This is a genomic window from Chloroflexus islandicus (assembly GCF_001650695.1).
In the GTDB taxonomy this organism is placed as follows: domain Bacteria; phylum Chloroflexota; class Chloroflexia; order Chloroflexales; family Chloroflexaceae; genus Chloroflexus; species Chloroflexus islandicus.
In genome coordinates this window covers 1-19349 of sequence record NZ_LWQS01000054.1, presented here as the reverse complement: position 1 = coordinate 19349, position 19349 = coordinate 1, and the positions used below count along the sequence as shown (strand labels likewise).

At 63.5% G+C, this 19349-nt stretch carries 14 protein-coding genes and 1 pseudogene; 8 read left to right on the top strand and 7 right to left on the bottom strand.

Annotated elements, in window-relative coordinates:
* Positions 1-162: 162 nt before the first annotated feature.
* The 6 genes from A6A03_RS10345 to A6A03_RS10320 form a co-directional block, all read right to left on the bottom strand.
* Positions 163-1689 (bottom strand): peptidylprolyl isomerase, encoded by a 1527-nt coding sequence (locus A6A03_RS10345; protein ID WP_082908956.1) that lies wholly within the window; start codon positions 1687-1689, stop codon positions 163-165.
* Between the two features lie 3 nt (positions 1690-1692).
* Complete coding sequence (locus A6A03_RS10340) at positions 1693-2112, bottom strand: single-stranded DNA-binding protein (RefSeq protein ID WP_066787522.1); 420 nt, start codon at positions 2110-2112, stop codon at positions 1693-1695.
* Between the two features lie 53 nt (positions 2113-2165).
* Entirely contained in the window at positions 2166-2579 is a 414-nt protein-coding gene (rpsF, locus tag A6A03_RS10335; protein ID WP_066787519.1) for a 30S ribosomal protein S6, read from the bottom strand.
* 170 nt (positions 2580-2749) lie between these two features.
* Positions 2750-3334 carry a nucleotidyltransferase family protein gene (locus A6A03_RS10330; RefSeq protein ID WP_066787511.1) on the bottom strand — a complete coding sequence of 195 codons (585 nt, stop codon included), beginning with the start codon at positions 3332-3334 and terminating at the stop codon, positions 2750-2752.
* 214 nt (positions 3335-3548) lie between these two features.
* A complete protein-coding gene (selA, locus tag A6A03_RS10325) occupies positions 3549-4907 on the bottom strand; it encodes an L-seryl-tRNA(Sec) selenium transferase (RefSeq protein WP_066787508.1) in 1359 nt (452 codons plus the stop codon).
* Positions 4908-4910: 3 nt separating this feature from the next.
* Positions 4911-6152, bottom strand: coding sequence for a putative sugar nucleotidyl transferase (locus A6A03_RS10320; protein ID WP_066787506.1), 1242 nt, complete (start codon positions 6150-6152; stop codon positions 4911-4913).
* Positions 6153-6941: 789 nt separating this feature from the next.
* Between A6A03_RS10320 and A6A03_RS10315 the strand changes: the two genes are divergently transcribed.
* The 3 genes from A6A03_RS10315 to A6A03_RS10305 all read left to right on the top strand — a co-directional run bounded on the left by A6A03_RS10315 (position 6942) and on the right by A6A03_RS10305 (position 10302).
* The gene (locus A6A03_RS10315; RefSeq protein ID WP_066787503.1) at positions 6942-9011 is read left to right on the top strand and encodes a molybdopterin-containing oxidoreductase family protein; all 2070 of its coding nucleotides are present in this window, start codon (positions 6942-6944) and stop codon (positions 9009-9011) included.
* 100 nt (positions 9012-9111) lie between these two features.
* Positions 9112-9789: a 3-keto-alpha-glucoside-1,2-lyase-like domain-containing protein gene (locus A6A03_RS10310; protein ID WP_066787500.1), complete on the top strand. Its 678-nt coding sequence runs from the start codon at positions 9112-9114 to the stop codon at positions 9787-9789.
* A gap of 60 nt (positions 9790-9849) precedes the next feature.
* A complete protein-coding gene (locus A6A03_RS10305) occupies positions 9850-10302 on the top strand; it encodes a peptidase associated/transthyretin-like domain-containing protein (RefSeq protein ID WP_066787497.1) in 453 nt (150 codons plus the stop codon).
* Between the two features lie 41 nt (positions 10303-10343).
* On the opposite strand, the gene A6A03_RS10300 is transcribed toward A6A03_RS10305, so the two are convergent.
* Entirely contained in the window at positions 10344-12047 is a 1704-nt protein-coding gene (locus tag A6A03_RS10300; protein WP_066787495.1) for an esterase/lipase family protein, read from the bottom strand.
* 633 nt (positions 12048-12680) lie between these two features.
* Here A6A03_RS10300 and A6A03_RS10295 point away from each other — a divergent pair.
* From A6A03_RS10295 to A6A03_RS10275, 5 genes and pseudogenes are all read left to right on the top strand, one after another.
* Positions 12681-14822 carry a glucosidase family protein gene (locus A6A03_RS10295; RefSeq protein ID WP_172812302.1) on the top strand — a complete coding sequence of 714 codons (2142 nt, stop codon included), beginning with the start codon at positions 12681-12683 and terminating at the stop codon, positions 14820-14822.
* A 368-nt stretch (positions 14823-15190) separates the two neighbouring features.
* Positions 15191-15973, top strand: a complete 783-nt coding sequence (locus tag A6A03_RS10290; protein ID WP_066787492.1) for a hypothetical protein — start codon at positions 15191-15193, stop codon at positions 15971-15973.
* A gap of 124 nt (positions 15974-16097) precedes the next feature.
* Positions 16098-17822, top strand: a complete 1725-nt coding sequence (gene argS / locus A6A03_RS10285) for an arginine--tRNA ligase (RefSeq protein WP_066787489.1) — start codon at positions 16098-16100, stop codon at positions 17820-17822.
* A gap of 14 nt (positions 17823-17836) precedes the next feature.
* Entirely contained in the window at positions 17837-18646 is an 810-nt protein-coding gene (locus A6A03_RS10280) for an HAD-IIA family hydrolase (protein WP_066787486.1), read from the top strand.
* A 450-nt stretch (positions 18647-19096) separates the two neighbouring features.
* Positions 19097-19349, top strand: a pseudogene (locus A6A03_RS10275) (hypothetical protein); the annotation flags it as partial.

The following is a 19349-nucleotide window of genomic DNA, read 5'->3' as shown; positions in this document are numbered from 1 at the left end:
CACACACCAGACCGGCATCATAACCAACCAATTACGGCGTCACTGTCGCCGCCGGTTCCGGCGTTACCTCAACGGCCGGCGCTGGCGTTGACTGCCGCACTCCATAATCTCACCGATGAGGGCGGAGCAGCCACACACCAGACCGGCATCATAACCAACCAATTACGGCGTCACCGTCGCCGTCGGTTCCGGCGTTGCCTCAACGGCCGGCGCCGGCGTCGGCGTTGGCAACGGTGTCGGCGGGCCGGGCAGGTAGGTCGGCACAGGTGTCGGAACCGGCTCAGTCGGGAATGGCGTCGGCGTCGGCGTTGGCTCAGGGAAGCGCCGCACATCGGCTGCTGCCCGTTGCTCGGCGATCCAGCGATCGAACGCTTCGGTGCGCGCCTTCTGCAACTGATCTTCTTTCGATGGGATCGTCTGATCCGTCACTTCCAGAATATGCCAGCCAAATTGGGTACGGATCGGATCGCTAATCTGGCCTACCGGCAACGCGAAGGCAGCCTGCACCAATTCCGGCGGGTAGGTCGCGCCATTATCGGCGAAGCCGTTGCGATCAAACGAACCGATCTCGCCGCCATTCTCGCGCGAACCGGGATCGTCGGAACGTTCGGCGGCCAGTGTTGCAAAATCGGCCCCGGCCCGCAGTTGGGCGACCAGCTCTTGCGCCGCCGGCAGCGCCGCGGCAAAGGCCGCGTCGATCTGCTCGGTCGTCGCCTCTGCCGGCGGGTTGACCGCGATCAAGATCTGGCGCGCGCGCACCCGCTCTGGCTCGGTGCTGGCGACGAAGGTTTCTTCCGGCACCAACCGGGCCTGAATCTGATCATTGAGTAACCGATCGCGGTACTGGCCGAGCAACGCTTCGCGGAACTCGTCTTTGCTCAGCTCTGGCTTCGCCTCGGTCGCGATCAGCTCAAGCTCGTAACGGCGATAAATCTCGTCAATAATTTGATCAAACTGCGTGCGCGCCTCAGCGGGTTGGGGCGTCGGCACTGGCGTAAAGGTCGGGAATGGCGTCGGCGACGGTTCCGGGGTTGGCGTCGGCCCGCCGGGAGTGGGCGATGGCGTCGCTGTCGGTTCCGGGGTTGCGGTCGCTGCCGGATCAACCGTCGGCGATGGCGTTACATTCGGATCAGGCGTGGGAACGGGTTCGGGCAGCGGCGGGAGGAAGATAAAGGACAAATCGGCGACCGCTTCTTGGATCGCGGCATCATCGCTGATCGTGATGCCGAAGCCAGTCGCAGCCCGCTGCTTGAGCTGCCGATCAATCCAATCCGAAACGATCCGATCTTCAATGGCAGCATTGCGTAACCCGCGGATCTGCTGATCGATCACGATGCTGCGACCCTGAAACTGCTGGGCAATCTGCGGATTGCTGGCCCCAAACAGGTCGAGCAATTGGAAATTCTGATAGATTTCGCGGGCATACGCAAGGCGACGCTCGCGCCAGTAATCGCTGCGGGTGAGCGTCGCCGAACCAACCTGCGCCACTGGCCGGCTGGGAATCCACAATTGTTCGTAGATCAACCCGCTGACGATGGCTAACAGGGCGATCGCCAGCGCGCTCGCCGTAGCGATAATCACGAGACGCTGGCGACGCTCTTCTTCGAGACGGCGGCGCGATGGGCGGCGCGGCGCGGGAGGTTGCGCCGGCGCTGGTGCGCTCCGTGGCGGCTTGGGTGTTTGTGACATAGGCTAGAATGGAATATCATCATCGCCAATATCTGGCGGCGGTTCGCGGCGGGGCGGGCGTGACGGCGAATCATCGGCGCGCGATTCACGCTGCTCAAGCAAGATCATATCTTGCGCAACGACTTCCACCCGCGAACGCGATTGCCCGGTTTGGGGGTCTTCCCACGTCCGCGTCTGCAAGCGGCCCTCGATATACACCCGCGCCCCCCGGCTCAGATACTGGTGGCAGATTTCGGCCAATCGGTTCCACGCAACGACATTAAACCATTCGGTCTCATCGTGTAGATTGCCGTTGGGATCGCGCCATTGACGGCTGGCAGCGACCCGAAAGGTGGCCACTGGCGTGCCGGTAGCGGTGTAGCGTAGTTCAGGATCGGCGCCAAGGCGACCAATAATCAAGACCTTATTCAAATCACGCGCCATGGCGCCCTCCACCACGATGGACTACTGTCTTCACCGGCACGCTGGCACGGATGTTATTCGTCGCTCAGCGCCGGCTCTTCCTCGGACTCCGGCTCAACCGGCTCGACTAAGCTCGACTGTACTTCCTTGTCCTCGACCAGCACCAAGAGATGGCGCAGGACGTTGTCGTTCAACCGGATCGCCCGATCCAGTTCGGCCACCTTCGACGCGCTCAGGGTGAGGGTGAAGAAGACGTAATACCCCTCGGTGAAGCTGCGGCGGCTGGCTTCGCCGGTCACATACTCGCGGATCGGGTAAGCCAGCTTGCGGCGGCCCCATGGCGACGATTGGCTCACCGTGTTGACTTGGCCACCCAGTTGCTCGACCGTCTGCTTGACCCGGTCGATGTTCGCAGTGATCCCCTCTTCGTTGGCGAAGAGCGGGCTAATGATGATGACAAGCTCGTACTCTCGACGACGATCGCGCACAAAAGCCTCCTCTGGTGATGTTCCGCTCGCCTCTCGCCCGGCGGCGCGATCCGGACGCAACGGCGGAACAGAAAGACTATTGGGAGCGTATTCCCATTCACGCTCCCACGTGACATCATGCGATTATACCATATCTTATTTAGGATGCATGTGCCGCCGGCTGCAGCGCTCTACCCTTGCAGCGCGCGCCACGCTTCCGGCGTGTCGGCGTCGGTAACGACCGCCGGATCGTTCGTTTCGTACCAGATAATCTGTCCGGCATAGCGGTTGAAGACGGCACGCGCGCCGGTGTCGCCGCGCAGCGTTTGCAGCTCGGCAAACAGAGCGGCGGCGACGATCACCGGGTTGCCGCGCTGGCCGCGGTAGACGGGCACGAGCGCGAGGGTAGCCGGCGCAGTCCGATAAGCGTCAATCAATTCGTTCATCAGCCGCGCCGTCACCAGCGGTTGGTCAACCAGCACAACCATCGCCGCATCAGCATCAGCTGGCAACGCGCGCAACCCAGCGCCGAGCGAGCTACCCAACCCTTCGGCGTAGGCTGGGTTGGTCACGATCTGCACCGGCAGATCGCGCAACGCGGCCCGCACCTGCGCTTCGGCAGCGCCTACCACGACCGTAAGCCCGGCCAGTTGGCTGGCTAACGCTTCGGCAGCGATATGCGCGACCAGTGGCCGGCCTTGCCAGTCCAGCAACTGCTTGGGTTGGCCCATCCGGGTCGATTGGCCGGCAGCCAGCAAGAGACCTGCGATCTTCATGGTGTCACCTTGTTGGGTAGCGCCGAAAACCCTCTGTCATTGCGAGGGCAGGACGGCACCCCGCAGGGGTGCCGTCCGCCCGAAGCAATCCCCCGCGAGCACGAGAGGGATGCCTGTAGGCCATTGGTCTGCGCGCAAGGTCGGGCGGCTCCTCGCTGCGCTGGTCGCCGCCCTCCCTCGCAATGACATGCTGACCTTTCATTGCGCGCCCACCCTACCGGTACGCCGCAATCAACGCCGCAGCCAGCGTGGCATCTTCGGCGGGGAAGACGCTGCGCAGATCGCACACCACCTGCTCATCGACAATCCGGGCCACCACCGGCGGATCGCCGGCGCGTAAGCGCGCGGCCAGCGCCGTGGCATTGCTGCTCGCCGGGGTCAGCGCAACGCCAAAGCTTGGTTGGGTCGCGCCGGGGAGCGATCCGCCGCCGATCGCGCTCTCGCAAGCGATGGCGCGCGCCGGCAGGCTGGCAGCGACTAACGTAGCTGCCATCGCTTCCGCCCGCTGTTGCAATGCCGTCACCGGCGTACTGATCAGTTGCCAGACCGGAATCTCGCGCAGAGCCGCGCCGCGCAGGTAGCTGTGCAGCGTGGCGGCCAAGCCGGCAATCGTACTCTTATCGACCCGCAGCGCGCGGGCGAGCGGGTGGCGGCGCAATTGCCCCACCAGATCGCGCCGGCCCACGATAATCCCGGCCTGCGGCCCGCCCAACAGTTTGTCGCCGGAAAACGTCACCAGATCAGCCCCAGCAGCAACGCTCGCTTGCACCGTCGGCTCGGCCTGCAAGCCAAACTGGCGGGTGTCGATCAGCGTCCCGCTGCCCAAATCGTCGAGCAGCGGCAAGCCATGCTGGTGGGCCACCTCAGCCAGCTCGGCCAGCTCCGGCTCATGCATAAACCCGATCAAGCGGAAGTTGCTGGCGTGAACGCGCAGGATCAGCGCAGTACGCTCGCTGATGGCGGCAGCGTAGTCGCGGACGTAAGTGCGGTTGGTCGTGCCCACTTCCACCAGTGTCGCCCCACTGGCGCGCAAGACATCGGGAATGCGAAAGCCGCCGCCGATCTCGACCGCCTGCCCGCGCGAGACGATCACTTCGCGCCCGGCGGCCAGCGCAATCAACGCCAGATAGACCGCCGCTGCGTTGTTATTGACCACTAGCGCCGCTTCCGCACCGGTCAACCGCACCAGCAACTGCTCCAGATGGACGTGACGCGAGCCGCGTTCGCCCTCGACCAAATCGTATTCAAGGTTGCTGTAACCGGCCCCCACCGCTTGCATCGCAGCCCGCGCCGCCGCGCTGAGCGGGGCGCGGCCAAGGTTGGTCTGAATCACCACGCCGGTGGCGTTGATCAGCGGGCGCAGGCTGGGGGCAACGCTCGCCGCTAGCTCGGCATGCACTGCCGCCACCAGCGCCGGCAAACTAGGCGGCGGGCTGCCGGCAGCAATCGCCTTCCGCGCTTGCGCCAACACGGCCTGCGCCGCATCGCGCAACAACTCGTGCGGCGCATCAGGCTGGCCAGCGCGCACTTCGCGGATCAAGGCATCAACGCTCGGCAAATGACGAAACGACATCGCTCACCCCAACCCATCGCGGCTCGGCTGCGTCAACTCAAACGCCTTGCGCAGCACCTGCTCGTAGCTCGGCGTCAGTTCGCGTTTACGCCGCGCCATCACAATCCGGGCCACGCTGATCATCGTATCGATCCGGTACTCGCGAAACGTCTCGCCGCCCCACGTAAAATGCGGCACATTCTTGGGCGCGCTGTGCATACCGAACACATTCGAGCCGGTGCCGATCATGGTGCCGCCGGTCAGGTGCAAGCCAATGCCCAGCTTCACGTGATCGGCCAGAAAACATCCCAGCTTCAGAATGCCGGTATCAATCTGGCCGATCCCCTCTAGCAACACGCGCACCGAGCCGTAATTGTTTTTCAGATCGGAATTGGTCGTCATTGCGCCGATATTGACCCATTCCCCCAGCCAGCTATGGCCGAGAAAGCCATCGTGGTGCTTGTTCGAGTACCCCTGAATGACCGACGCCTCGACCTCGCCGCCGACCCGGCAAACCGGGCCGAGACAGGTTTCGGCCCGGATGCGCGCGCTGGCGATCAACGTCCCCGGCCCGATATAGGCCGGCCCCTGAATATAGCTGAACGGCTCGATCTGCGCTGCTTCGACAAATACCGGCCCATCGCGGCTATCGAGCACTACCGGCCCGGCCAACTGTGCTGCCGGATCGACATACACCCGCCGGCCATGGGTAATCACGTGCGGCTGATCAGCCGTCAAGAGCGGCAACCGGCGCGCGAGCAACGGCTCATCGCGGATCAGTTGCTCGCCGGCTTGCGTGATCAGATCCCACGGGTACACGAGCAACGCCGCCGGAACTTGCAGCTCCACCACTCGCGCAAAGCGCGCCAGCTCATCGCGGGCCGCCTCACCCCGCTGCTCGCGCAGATAATAGACGATCGCACTGGCCAGCGCCGGCGACACTCGCGCGCCGAGCAACGTCTCACCCACGATGTACACCGTGTTCACCGGCTCGCCATCAAGCGCCGGCAACCACTCCAAATTGAGCGCGCGCCCATTCACAAACAGGATCGGATCGCTGGTGGCGAGCAGCTCGGCCAACCCCCCCGGCGGCCCAAAGTGCGGCATCAGGTGCGGGCGAGCCAACCCGCGCGCCGGACGGCCAAGGATGGCCGCGGCCCGCTCGCGGGTGGTAAACGCGCCGCACCGCAGCTCAAACACCGGACGGGCCTGCACCAAGGTGGCAAAATGGCGCCACAGTTCATCTTCAAACAGAATGAGGGTCATACGGGTTTGGGAAAGACAGCCAATGGCTCTCGGCTCGGTTCCCTTCCCAGCATAGCACAGATTGGGGCGCAAGTGATCGCCGTTATGCAAGAGGGACTTCACCGATCACCATATTGGCCGGCGCTTATGCTGGCAAGTTATGTGTTCCCGCTCAGGCATACAGTCCGCTGAAGCCCAGCCGGCGGTATACCGTGCTGGCCTGCGGACGGCGTTATGTGTTCCCGCTCAGGCATACAGTCCGCTGAAGCAGGAGATTGCTTCGGGGGCTACGCCCCCTCGCAATGACAGGCAGGGCCGTCGCCCCCTCGCTGCCCCGGTTGTCATTGCGAGCCGCGCGTAGGGGCAGAGCGTTGCTCTGCCCCCGCGCGGCGAAGCAATCCCCCGCGAGTGCGGAAGCCACCGCTGCCCGCCGTGGGAACCCCGGACACTACCTAACAGACATGGCGTTCGCTGAAGCAGGAGATTGCTTCGGGGGCTACGCCCCCTCGCAATGACAGACAGGGCCGCCGCTCCCTCGCTATGACAATTGACCTGCCCCCTCGCTATGACAATTGACCACGCCCCCTCGCAATGACAGGCGGCAAGCGCTCCAAACTGTCATCAACCTGTAATCCACCGATATGCAAATGTTATCCACAAAGTTCGGCCAGTTATCCACATTACTACCTATTGTCGTGGAATATATGGGGATAACGAAGGAACATCGACCATCCGGTATGACAATGCTACAGCGCCGTTCGCCCGCAGTGCTACAATATGCCTAGCAAAAGAGAAACACTGGAGCGCGCTATGACCACAACCCTGATCCGCGGCTGCTGCCCGCACGATTGCCCCGATACCTGCGGCACTATCACCGAAGTGCGTGATGGCCGCGCAGTGGCGTTTTACGCCGATCCCGATCACCCGATCACCCAAGGGTGGCTCTGCGCCAAAGTGCGCCCCTACCTCGAACGGGTCTACAGTCCGGATCGGCTGCTCTATCCACTGCGCCGGGTGGGGCCGAAGGGGAGCGGGCAGTGGGAGCGGATCAGTTGGGATGAGGCGATCGTGACGATTGCCAGCCGCTGGCAGGCGATTATCGCCGAGTATGGCGCAGCGGCGATCTTGCCCTATTCGTACAGCGGCACGCTGGGGCTGTTGCAAACTGCGATCGTCGATGCCCGGCTGTGGAACCGGATGGGGGCCAGCGGCCTTGATCGCGCGATCTGCTGCGCCGCTGCCCACGCTGCCGTCTACGCCACCCTCGGCGCGCGGCGCAGTCCCGATTATGATGATCTGCTGCACAGCCGCCTGATCATCCTCTGGGGGCACAACCCGGCCAGCGCCGGCCCCCACGCGATGCCGTTCATCCGGCAGGCGCAGCGGGCTGGCGCGTATGTGGTGGCGATTGACCCACGCCGCACCGCGACGGCCCGCTCGGCTGATCTGCACCTGCCGATTAATCCGGCTACCGACGGCGCGCTGGCCCTTGGTATGATGCACGTGATCTTTGCCGAGCACCTGCACGACGAAGCGTGGCTGGAACAGCATACGATCGGGTGGCGCGAACTGCGCACCCGCGCCGCCGAGTACGATCCTGAGCGGGTGGCGGCGATTACCGGCTTACCGGCGGCGACTATCATTGATCTCGCCCGCCGCTACGCCACTACCAAACCGGCAATTATCAAGACCGCCGATGGCATCCAGCGCCACCAGAACGGCGGCCAAACCTTCCGCGCCTTGCTCTGTCTGCCGGCGGTGGTGGGGCAGTATGGCGTGCGCGGCGGCGGGTTCGCCTATTCCACCGGCGGCTACGCGACATGGGATGGCGCCGCGGTTGGGCATGGCGCCGAATGCCCGCCTACCCCGCGTATGATCAACATGAACCGGCTGGGGGCGGCATTGACCGGCGAAGTGACCGATCCGCCGATCATGTCGCTCTTTGTCTATTGCGCCAACCCGCTGGCATCGTCGCCCAACGCCGGCTTGATCGAGCAAGGGTTGCGGCGCGACGACCTCTTCACCGTCGTGCATGACCTCTTTCTAACCGATACTGCACGCTACGCCGACATTGTCTTGCCGGCGACCAGCCAGCTTGAACATCTCGATCTGCACCGCGCCTATGGCCACCGTTACCTCACGCTCAACCAACCGGCGATTGCGCCGTTGGGGGAAGCGAAGAGCAATTGGGACGTGACCCGCTTGCTGGCGGCGGCAATGGGTTATACCGAGCCATGGCTGCACGAGAGCGCTGAGGAAGCGATCCGCGGCGTGCTCGACGCTTCGCGAGCGCGGAATCCGTTTCTGGCCGGGATTACCTACGAGCGGTTGCAACGCGAAGGGACGGTACGGTTGGCGTTGACACCAGAAACCGACGTGCCGTTTGCCGACGGCCACTTCCCGACGCCGTCGGGCAAGGTCGAGCTGTGGAGCGCAACCATGGCGGCGCAGGGGCTAGACCCACTGCCCCACTACGAGCCACCCGCCGAATATGTCGCTCATCCGTTGGCAGAGGGCTGGTTGACCCTCATTTCAGCCGCGCCGCATCACTTCGTCTCGTCGAGCATGGCCAACCAGCCGAGCCTGCGCACCAAAGAAGGGCCTCCCAGCATCGAAATCAATCCGGCTGACGCCGCCGCGCGCGGGATTCGCGATGGAGATGAGGTTATCGTTGGCAACCAGCGTGGCGAATGCCGGCTACGCGCCGTGATCAGCGACAATGTTCCGCCGGGAGTCGTCTTTGCCGCCAAAGGTCATTGGGCTATGCTCTCACCCGATGGCCGCAATGTCAATTGGACAACACCCGACGCCTTGGCCGATCTCGGCGGCCAGAGCACCTTTCACAGCAACCGGGTAAAGGTCTGGCGCGCCGGAGAGTAATTCAAAGAAATAACCCCGCCAAGGTGAGCACTGATCGTTGATGCCCCTACCGGCTGCTATGCGCTGTTGCGCTTGATCATTATCGTAAGGAGGCGTCACGATGAAACACACAAGCAGGAGAGACGCCGGCCAGTCAGCCACCGAGTTAGCCATTTTGCTCGGCTTGGTTGCGGCAGTTGTGGTGGTGGGGTTAACACTCACCGGAGAAGGGACGCGCGACGCACTCTGTCGAGCGTCCGGCGCGTTTGGCGTGGAATGCGGCGATCTGCTGCGCGATGATTTTTCCAGCCTTAACAACTGGACAATTCAAAATGGCCGCTGGCAGATCCGCGATGGCCGCCTGTGCATTGATGGTCCCGGACGGATTTACCGTCCGTTGGATCGGAATGACTACGTAATTAACGTTGATCTGGCCCGGATCACCAAAGGTAACGGCTATGGCATCTTCTTCCGTGATTCGGGTGGGGCAAAATTCAACGGCTACTCCTTCCAATACGATCCGGGATATGGTCGCGGCGCATTCATCATTCGCAAGTGGGTCAATGGCAGCGAGCTGACCACGCCGATTGCCCGTGTCGATGCGCCGCGCGGTTACGACTGGTACGGCGCTGATCGGAAAGTGAAGGTAGAAGTGCGCGGTGATACCTTTACGGCCTATATAGACGGCCAGCCGGTCGTACAAGCACGCGACCGCAGTTTTACCAGCGGTGGCATCGGCTTTCGCAGTTGGGATAATACCAGCGCCTGTTTTGACAATCTCAGTGTGCGGAGACCGTAGGCTCTGCGCATACGCCAGATCGGTTTGCGTTCTCTGCGTCATTAACCAAGGAGGCGAGCGATGTCTGGGCCGCAACATTCCCCGCAACCGCCATCTGGTGGCTCAATCGATCCCGAATATTATGCCAAGTGGAAACCGCCTATCATTCCACCCGGACAAGGACGGCGGGTGGTGCGCATCGCCATCGCCGTGCTTGCCGTGGCGCTGGTTGTGATGGGAGCAGTCGCGCTATGGCGCAGCAACTTGATTGCGCTGCCCGGCGGGCGCGGCGATATTGTGGGGCGTGTGGTCGCGCCAACCGGCGGCGCCGTCGTCTTTGTGCTGCCGAACCCGACTGAAATCCCGGTTGCCGCTGATGGCAGTTTCACGGTGCCGAATGTACCATCAGGCCGCCAAATGCTATATGTCGCCTTTTCGGGGATGGCTTGGGAAGTGCCGGTCGAAGTGCCGAATCAAGGAACGGTTGATGCCGGCGTCATCACCGTTGAGGTGACCGCCGAACCGGCCCAGTGACAGTGAGGCGCGGCGGTAAGATACCGCCGCGCCCTCCCAGCCTAACCAACCGCCTCCCGCACCCGCTCGAGAGCGGTAATGATTGCCAATGCCCGCTCACGTTCGTCACCCACCATCGTTTTGCACAGCTCAATCAACTCGCCAATCATCTGGCGGCGCTGGTCTGGCGGCGCCGCCATCATTGCATCTACTGCGGCGGCCTCACCACGCAGCGCACCACCCAGCCGATCATCAACTACTGGCGCAGCGCCGAGCACGCCACCCCGCTCACTCATCGCCGAACCCAGCCGTTCGACGGCGGCGACCATCGTGCTGCGCGCATCGAACTGCACCTGCGGCGGCTCATCGGCGCGACGGAGACTGACCGTATAAAAGAGGTCGCTCTCGCGGGCAATGTCACCCTCAACTGTCGTAATCTCTGGCTCTGCCGCTGCCGTTGCTCCTATACCGCCGAGCACCGGCGGTTCACCCGCGCCAACCAGCATCGCCCCCACCGCAAAATGGCCGTAATCGGTGCCATGCACCGCAATCTGGTAATCGCCAGCCACCGGATTGTCAATCACTACTAGATTGAGCGCCTTGCCGGCATGGCCGTAATTGCGCCCGCGCACGCGCCGCTGCCGGCGCCGGGCACGGCTCGGCGCTGCGCCCAACACGCCAGCCGGCGCCAACGGCAGCCCGGCTGGCACTGCCACCTCGACCGTAATTGGCGATGCCGTCATCACCACCAACCGCGGGGTTGGCGGCGCCGGTGAAGCTGCCGGCGCTGCGCCCAACACACCGGGACTAATGCCTAACTCGTGGCAGACGAGCGCCAGTGCCTGCGGGTTATCGGGCAATGCGCCGTGACTCACCGCTAGCGACGGCAGATTGTTGGCCTGCGGCACCGTCGCCATCCGCTGCAACACTGTCCCATCTCCCTGTGAGTCGTAATGGCGGCTGAGTGGTACGCCATCAGCATAGCGCAGCGCATGATCGGCGGGTGGCGGGCCAACGAGAATGGTACTCAGCGTGTTAAACCCCACCCCGGTGATCGTCGTCACCGCGACCCGCTGCGTCAGGGTTGCCACCGCTTGGGCTTGATTGGCCATTTCGCCCCACAGATTGCGGCTCGCCATACTCGTAATGGGTTTGAGCTGCGGTGGATTGCCGCTGAGCAGATAGTCGTCGATGGGCAACAGATCACGGACACCGGGCACTTGGGTCTGGATGGTCTTCACCTTGTCAAGTTCGGTTTGGATCGGGTGAATGTGGCGCAGATACCACAAATAGACGGCAAACACGGTGCGCAGCGTCTCATCGGCGTGCGGTTCGGCGCCGGCCCATGCGGTGTATGCTTCGGCTGAACCGCGGTGCGGCGTGCCCAGCGTAATCAGACGGGCCACATCGTTACGGCTCAAGTATTCAGGCGATTGGATGTAGCTGCGCGCCACTAAGCCGCCCATACTGTGGCCGATCAGAACGACCTTGTTAGCATTGGCGGCCTTTTTGGCCCGATCGATCCAGCCGGTCAGATAGCGCCGCGCGCTCTCTTCGACCGGCTTGCGCCAATCGTAGAAGGCGACAAAGAGATCACGGTTCCGGCGATAGCCGGCCTGCGTGAAAGTTTGCAGCAACGTTTTGCCATAATCGACGAACGGCGGAAAATCCCAGCCGCTCAAGGTAGGGCCGCGCCAGTCGAGCAACACCGGCAGGTTGAACGAACCGGTAAAGCCGGGGATGAAGATCACGGGCAGGCGTGACATAACAGTTCCTTCCATGTGGAATTGACCCAGCGGCGCACAGCACACCGAATCGAACGGCTCGACCGAGCGTTTTGAGGTATTACAGCCAGTATACGAGGGCAATCCGGCAAATGCAATATGAAGGCTAAGTTCTCCCTCGCGGGCCAGCCGCCCGCGCTCCACGCCGGGCCGCTGGTCACTGGCCCGCCTTGTATTTTATGGAGTGCGGCAGTTTCACTGCCGCATGTGCTCTTAATCCCACCGGGGCGCGGGCCGCTGGCCCGCCGTATATCTCTGGAGTGCGGCAGTGCAACTGCCGCATGTGCTCTCAATCCCGCCGGGCCGCTGGCCGCTGGCCGCCCACATCAGCGCCCCTTTGCGGGCGAGCCGCCCGCGCTCCACACCGGGCCGCGGGCCGCTGGCCCGCCTTGTATTTTATGGAGTGCGGCAGTTTCACTGCCGCATGTGCTCCTAATCCCACCGGGCCGCTGGCCCGCCCATATCAGCGCCCCCTTGCGGGCGAGCCGCCCGCGCTCCACGCCGGGCCGCTGGTCACTGGCCCGCCTTGTATTTTATGGAGTGCGGCAGTATCACTGCCGCATCCCCTTCATATCACTGCCTCAGCCAGCGCCATCTTCCGCTATAATGCCAGATATGAAGCAACTTGCCATCATATTCATCGGGATTGTTCTGCTCACCAGTTGCAGTCCGCCCCCTACAAACCAAACCGATCAACTGCGCGAACCGTTCCGCAGCGCATGGCAAGCCGCCGGCGGATCGCGCATTGGGCCGCCGCTCGGCGAACCGCGCTGGGTAGACGGCGCATTAGTGCAGTATTTCGCAACCCTGCGGATCGTCGCGTTGGAAAACGGCGGCGCCGCCGCCGAACGGCTGCCCGCCGATTGGCGCGAGCAGACGCCGGCGCCGGTGATCGAGACGCCGCCGGCCACCCAGCAAGCTTCGCTGGCGCTTGCTACCCCAACCCAGACAGTACAACCGTTGCAACCGGTGCCGATCACGCTGCGGATCCCCGCGTACAGCGGCCCAGTGACCGTGCAACTCTACGATGCTGCTGGGAAGCTCAGCGCCGAAGGCGCGACAACTGTCACCGATGGCGCGGGCGAGGTAACGTTGCCGGCGGGCGGTGCGCTTGGGCCGCAGTGGGCAGTCGCGCTGATCGATGGCCGGCTAGCCGGCGCGCAAAGCCAGATCGTCACCCTTGATGCCCAGACCGCGCTGATTAGCGGGCAAAGCGACATCGACTCGCTCTATCCGCGCATTCGCCGGCTGATGGCTGAAGCACGGGTGAGTTACGAGCTGAATGGCCGCCTCATTAGCGGCTACCGCTCACCCGATAACCCGCTGCTCTGGTTACGCGATCACGTCTATCAGGGGCGCGGGTTCCGCTACTTCGAGCAAGATGTCACCAGTTTGCTCGACGCTTTCCGCGATGCCCAATTCCCCGATGGCAGCCTGCCCGATGTGATTGACTACCCCGAACGGTACGTGACCGCGTTCCGCAAAGAGGTTGAATCCGACCTTGAGTTTCTCTACATTCAAGGGGTGTACGAAGCGTGGCAGATGACCGGCGACGATGCGTGGCTGCGCAGCCATCTGCCGGCGCTGCGGCGCGCGGTCGAGTACATCACCACCAACCCGTTGCGCTGGAACGCAGAGCGCGGTTTGGTGCGCCGGCCCTACACCATCGATATGTGGGATTTCGCCTACGGCCCGACGACCACCAGCCCCGACGGCAAACCCGCGCCGCGCCACTGGATCGAGCCAGACACGATCTGGGGGACGTTCCACGGCGATAATACTGGCTTGGCGGCGGCGTTGATGTTGCTGGCCCGCATCGAGCAGCGGGTGGGCGAACCGGCGCGGGCCGAGCGCTATTTCCAACTCTCGGATGAGATTATGCAGCGGCTGAACGAACTGGCGTGGAATGGCCGCTTCTTCACCCATTTCATCCCCGAAGACCCGTCCTTTACCCCAGCAGGAGTCGATGCCGCTGAGCAACTGAGCCTCTCGAATGCGTATGCGCTCAACCGTGGCGTGCTCTCGGCAGCACAGGCGCAGGCGATTATCGGCAGCTATTATGAACGGCGCGATTTTGCGCGGGCCTTTGCCGAATGGTACAGCATCGACCCGCCCTTCCCGCCGGGCAGTTTCGGCATGGCCGGCGGCAAAGGCGAGCAGCCGGGCGAGTATGTCAATGGCGGAATTATGCCATTAGTCGGCGGCGAATTGGCCCGCGGCGCGTTTACGTTCGGCTTTGAGCCGTATGGGCTTGATCAGCTCCGCCGCTACGCCAATTTGCTGCGCCTGACCAATGCCTCGTATCTGTGGTATTACCCCGATGGCCGGCCCGGCATCTCTGGCCCCGACACCATCCCCACCGATGGCTGGGGCGCGAGCGCAATGCTCGGCGCGCTGTTTGAAGGGCTGGCCGGCATTGTTGATACTGCAAGCCGTTACGACGATGCGATCATTAGCCCCCGCTGGCCGGCTGAACCTGCTATCATGCAGGCATACGTCGTCGCGCGCTATCCCGCTTCTGATGGTTATGTTGCGTACCGCTGGCAACGCGAAGCGCAGGGCCTGCGCTTATACGTCACCGGCAGCGGTCGCACCGCCTACGTGCGGTTTATGCTGCCTCCCGATGCCGGCTATGACGTGACGATGACAGTTGCCGGCCAACCGGTCACGCCGGTGATGGAAGAGGTTGGCCTGAGCCGCTATGCCGGCGTCGCGCTCGACCGGCTCAATGTCGAGGTGACGGTGACGTGGCGATAGGGAGCGCCAGCCTGCGGGCACGAGGTACGGGCGATGGCGCGCTTGCCGACTATGGAGTGCGGCAGTGAAACTGCCGCCTATACCAAACTCGCGCCGGCGGGTACGCGGTGGCGACCATAGCGTGCTTACCACGCTTTGGAATGCGGCAGTAAAACTGCCGCACTCCAAATAGTCTATGTCATTGCGAGCCGCGCGCCGCGCGGCGAAGCAATCCCCCGCGAGCACGGACGATGTCCGCTCAGGCATCAGTTCCGCTGAAGCAGGAGATTGCTTCGGGCGCTGCGCGCCCTCGCAATGACAGATGGTGAGCGAGCCGCGCGGGGACAATGCGTGCTCTAGCATTCGTTCGCATTCAAGGAGGTCGGTCGATGCCGCACACAGCCTTTCGCCCAGAAGAACACGGCTTTGCCTTCGTCAATGCATGGCCGCTTAATCCCGAACAGACGGTGGAATTGCGCCAGACGCTCAGCCGTTCGGCCCAAGCGGCGGCGCGGGACGTGCGCGCCTCAATCGGTGGGTTCGATATTAGCGGGATGGTGCAACGGGTGGCCGATATGTGGGCCGATGCCAATCTGCCGACCCACTACGGCATGTGCGGCGGGATGGCCTTCGCCGCTGCCGACTATTTTCGCGCCGGCACGCCATTGCCGCGCGGCAAGGATTGGAACGATCTGCCGCTCGATGACTCGCCCCGCTCGCGCGCGTTGCGTGACTATCTCTGGCAGCGGCAGGTCGAGAGTTTTGTCATCAATGCACCACAACTGTTGGCGTGGATGGTGATGCTGCATTTGCCGCTGCCGTTCGCCGGCCCGCGCTGGCTGCTCGAACGCACCAAGGCCGAATGGCGCGCGCTGAAGACCAAGATTGACGCCGGCGAGCCGTGGCCGATTTGCTTGATCGGCAGCTCCCGCTCGCCGTTTGATAACCATCAAGTGCTGGCGATTGGCTACGACGAAACTGGCCCCGATACCGGCGTGATCAGCCTCTACGATATGAATAGCCCCGGTCGCGCGCAGACCATTACCCTCGATATGCGTGGGCGCGAGCTGATCGCGGTCGAGACTAGTCCGAGCCCGGCTCGCGGCCAATTGCGCGGCTTCTTCGTCGAGCAATATACGCCTAAACCGCCGCCCAAGCTGCCGGCAGCGTAGAGGGGCAAGGCAATCGGCCCGGCAAGGCAGGCCGGTTGCGCGCGTTGCGCCTTGGCCTATGCTCGCTGCGTTCCGGGCAAGATACGGTATACTAAAGGCCGGAATTGCATAAGGGAGCAGAACCATGGGCTACGCGCTCGAACGCTTCATCACTGAAATCAAAGAATCGATTGCTGCCACCGGCAAGGTGCCGGTCGAGCTGATCGAGATTACCACCCCTAAACCGAATATTCCCGCCGACCGTACCTTTGTCGCGTTTAAGGCGGCTAAGGCGCTCGGCGTTGATCCGGCGAAGTTCGCTGCTGAACTGGCCTCCGCTATCGCGCCGCCCCCTGACTCGCTGATTGGTGAAGTGACCGCCACCGGCCCATTCCTCAACTTCTCGCTGCACCCGCAACGGCTGGCGGCGGCTGTCTTGAACGAGATTGAGACCGCTGGTGAAGCCTACGGCACGGTGGCCGATGGCGCCGGGCGCACAGTGGTGATCGACTATTCCTCGCCCAACATCGCCAAGCGTATGCACGTCGGCCACATCCGCTCGACGATCATCGGGCAGGCGCTGGTGCATATCTTCCGCGCGCTTGGCTATCGCGTGATCGGCGATAACCATCTCGGCGATTGGGGGACGCAGTTTGGCATTATTTTGGCCGCCATGCAACGCTATGGCCGCCCCCAAAACGAGGGCGAAGCGGCGATGGCCGAACTTGAGGCGCTCTATGCCCGCTACAACGCCGAGATGAAAGACGATCCGGCCCTCGAAGACGAGGCCCGGCGCTGGTCGCTGGCGCTCGAACAGGGTGATCCAACTGCCCGCGAGCTCTGGCAGTGGTGCGTTGATCTCTCGCTGCGAGCAGCGCAACGCAACTACGACCGGCTCGGCATCCGCTTCGATTATGCCTACGGCGAAAGCTTCTACGAGGCGATGCTGCCCGGCGTGATCGAAGAGGCGCTCCGTTCCGAGGCGGCCTTCCGCGATGTCGATGGCGCGGTGGTGGCCGAACTCGACAAGCTGCCCAAGTTTATCATTCAGCGCAACGATGGCGGCACTGTCTATATGACCCGCGACATCGCCACGATCAAATTCCGCCTCCAAGAATTTAACCCGTCGCATATCATCTACGTGGTCGATGCCCGCCAAGAGCTGCACTTCCGCCAACTCTTCGCAATCGTGCGGGCGATGGGTTATGCCCGCGATGTCGAATTGGTGCATGTGCCCTTCGGCGTCATTACCACCCCTGACGGCCAGCCCCTCTCGACCAAGAAGGGTAATATGGTCTACCTTGAAGCCCTGCTCGACGACGCGGTGGCGCGGGCGCGCGCCTTGGTCGATGCCAAGAGCGCCGATCTGCCGCCCGAAGAGCGGGCCGCGATCGCCGAGGCAGTGGGCATTGGCGCGGTGATCTACAACGATCTGTATCAAGACCCGCGCCGCAATATCACCCTCGATTGGGATCGCATGCTCTCGATCGAGGGCAACAGCGCGGCGTACCTGCAATACTCGCACGCGCGCTGCCGCTCGATCTTGCGCCGCGCCGCCAGCGAAGGCGCCACGCTGGCCGATGCCGATCCTGCGTTGCTCACCCATCCCAGCGAGCAGCGTCTGATCCGCCATCTGGCCCGGCTGCACGAAGCGGTGCGTGAAGCCGGTGCGCGCTACGCGCCGTTCGTCATCGCCGACTGGTGCTACACTACTGCCCGTGAATTCGGCATCTTCTTCGAGCAGTGCCCCGTTTTGCGCGCCGAAACGCCAGCCCTGCGCGCTGCCCGGCTGCAATTGGTCGCCGCGACTGCCAATGCGCTGCGCAACGGCTTGGCGTTGCTCGGTATTAACGCGCCGGAACGGATGTGACAGGAGAGATGGGCATGCTCGCTTTCACCACCATCCGCGCCGTCCTGTTCGATATGGATGGCGTGCTCTACCGGGGGCAAACGCCGCTGCCCGGCGTGGCTGATCTGTGGCAGTTTTTGCGCGAACGCCAGATCGCGTTCGCCTGCATCACCAACAACGCTTCGATGACGCCGCAGCAGTACGAGGCCAAGCTGGCGGCGATGGGCATTGCGCTACCGGCTGAGCGGGTGATCACGTCGGCGCAGGCCACGGCCCGCTACCTGCGCGAGCAGTACCCTGCCGGTACGCGGGTGTTTGTGGTTGGTATGCAAGGCTTGCGCGAGGCGCTTTTTGCTGATGGCTACTTCGTTGAGGATGATCACGCGCCGGAGTTAGTCGTGCAAGGTGCCGATTTCACGCTCACCTACGAGCGGCTGAAGCGGGCAACCCTGCACATCCGGCGCGGCGCTCGCTTCATTTCCACCAACCCCGACCGCACCTTTCCCAGCGAAGAGGGGCTGATTCCCGGTGCCGGCGCGATTGCTGCCGCTCTCAGCGCCGCCACTGATGTCACGCCGCTGGTGATCGGCAAACCGGCCCCCACAATGTTCCTCATTGGCGCAGCCATACTCGGCGCAACCCCGGCCCAAACCCTCGTCGTCGGCGACCGGCTCGACACCGACATCGCCGGCGCCATCGCCGCCGGTATGCCGTCAGCGTTGGTCTTGACCGGCGTCAGCACCGCGGCTGAAGCGACCGCCGGCCCGATCCATCCTGACCTGATCGTCGCCGATCTGCCCGACCTCTTGGCCCGCTGGCAAGCAGTGGAGCAGGATGGAGCGTAGCGCCGGACGGCTGTACGGATCCGCAAAGACGCAGAGGGGGAACACGCAAAGCCACCAAGGCCGCCGAGAACGCAAAGGGTTGAAAAGGGGATCACCCTCCGCGTCCTCGGCGGTACACTTTCCCCCTCCCCCAGCGGGGGAGGGGTTGGGGGTGGGGGCACACCCCCAAAATTGCCCAGCCAGCCAAGCCGCTGTAGCGCCGGACGGCTGTCCGGCTCCAAAAGCAGGCGCAGGGAAACTGTTATCCCCCCCCCCCGCACCCTCGGCGGTCAACTATTCCCCCACCCCTGAAAGTCCAAACACCCGCCTGCACACACCCACACCGCTCTGCGCTATTATACGGGTGTGGGCGGGGTATACCGGTACCCCGCCTCCTAGCCCGGCCCATCAGGACCGAACGCGCACCGGACACACACCCGCCAAGCCGGACACAAGCACACGAGCACAGCTATGATCCAACCCGCTATCGTCAGCTACGACCGCGCACAGGTGATCGACATCGTCCGCACCCAATCACCCGAAGCGATCCGCGCGCGTTTGCGCGCCGGCGACTTTGATCGGGTGCTCGACCCTGACGGCCATGCCCTGCTCGACGAGTTACTGACGGCATGGATCCAGCGCGCGGTTGGCCCGCTCACGCTCCGCGATGCGATGCTGATCGATCCCTACCGGGGCCGGCAGGTATACGGCATTCTGTGTTCAA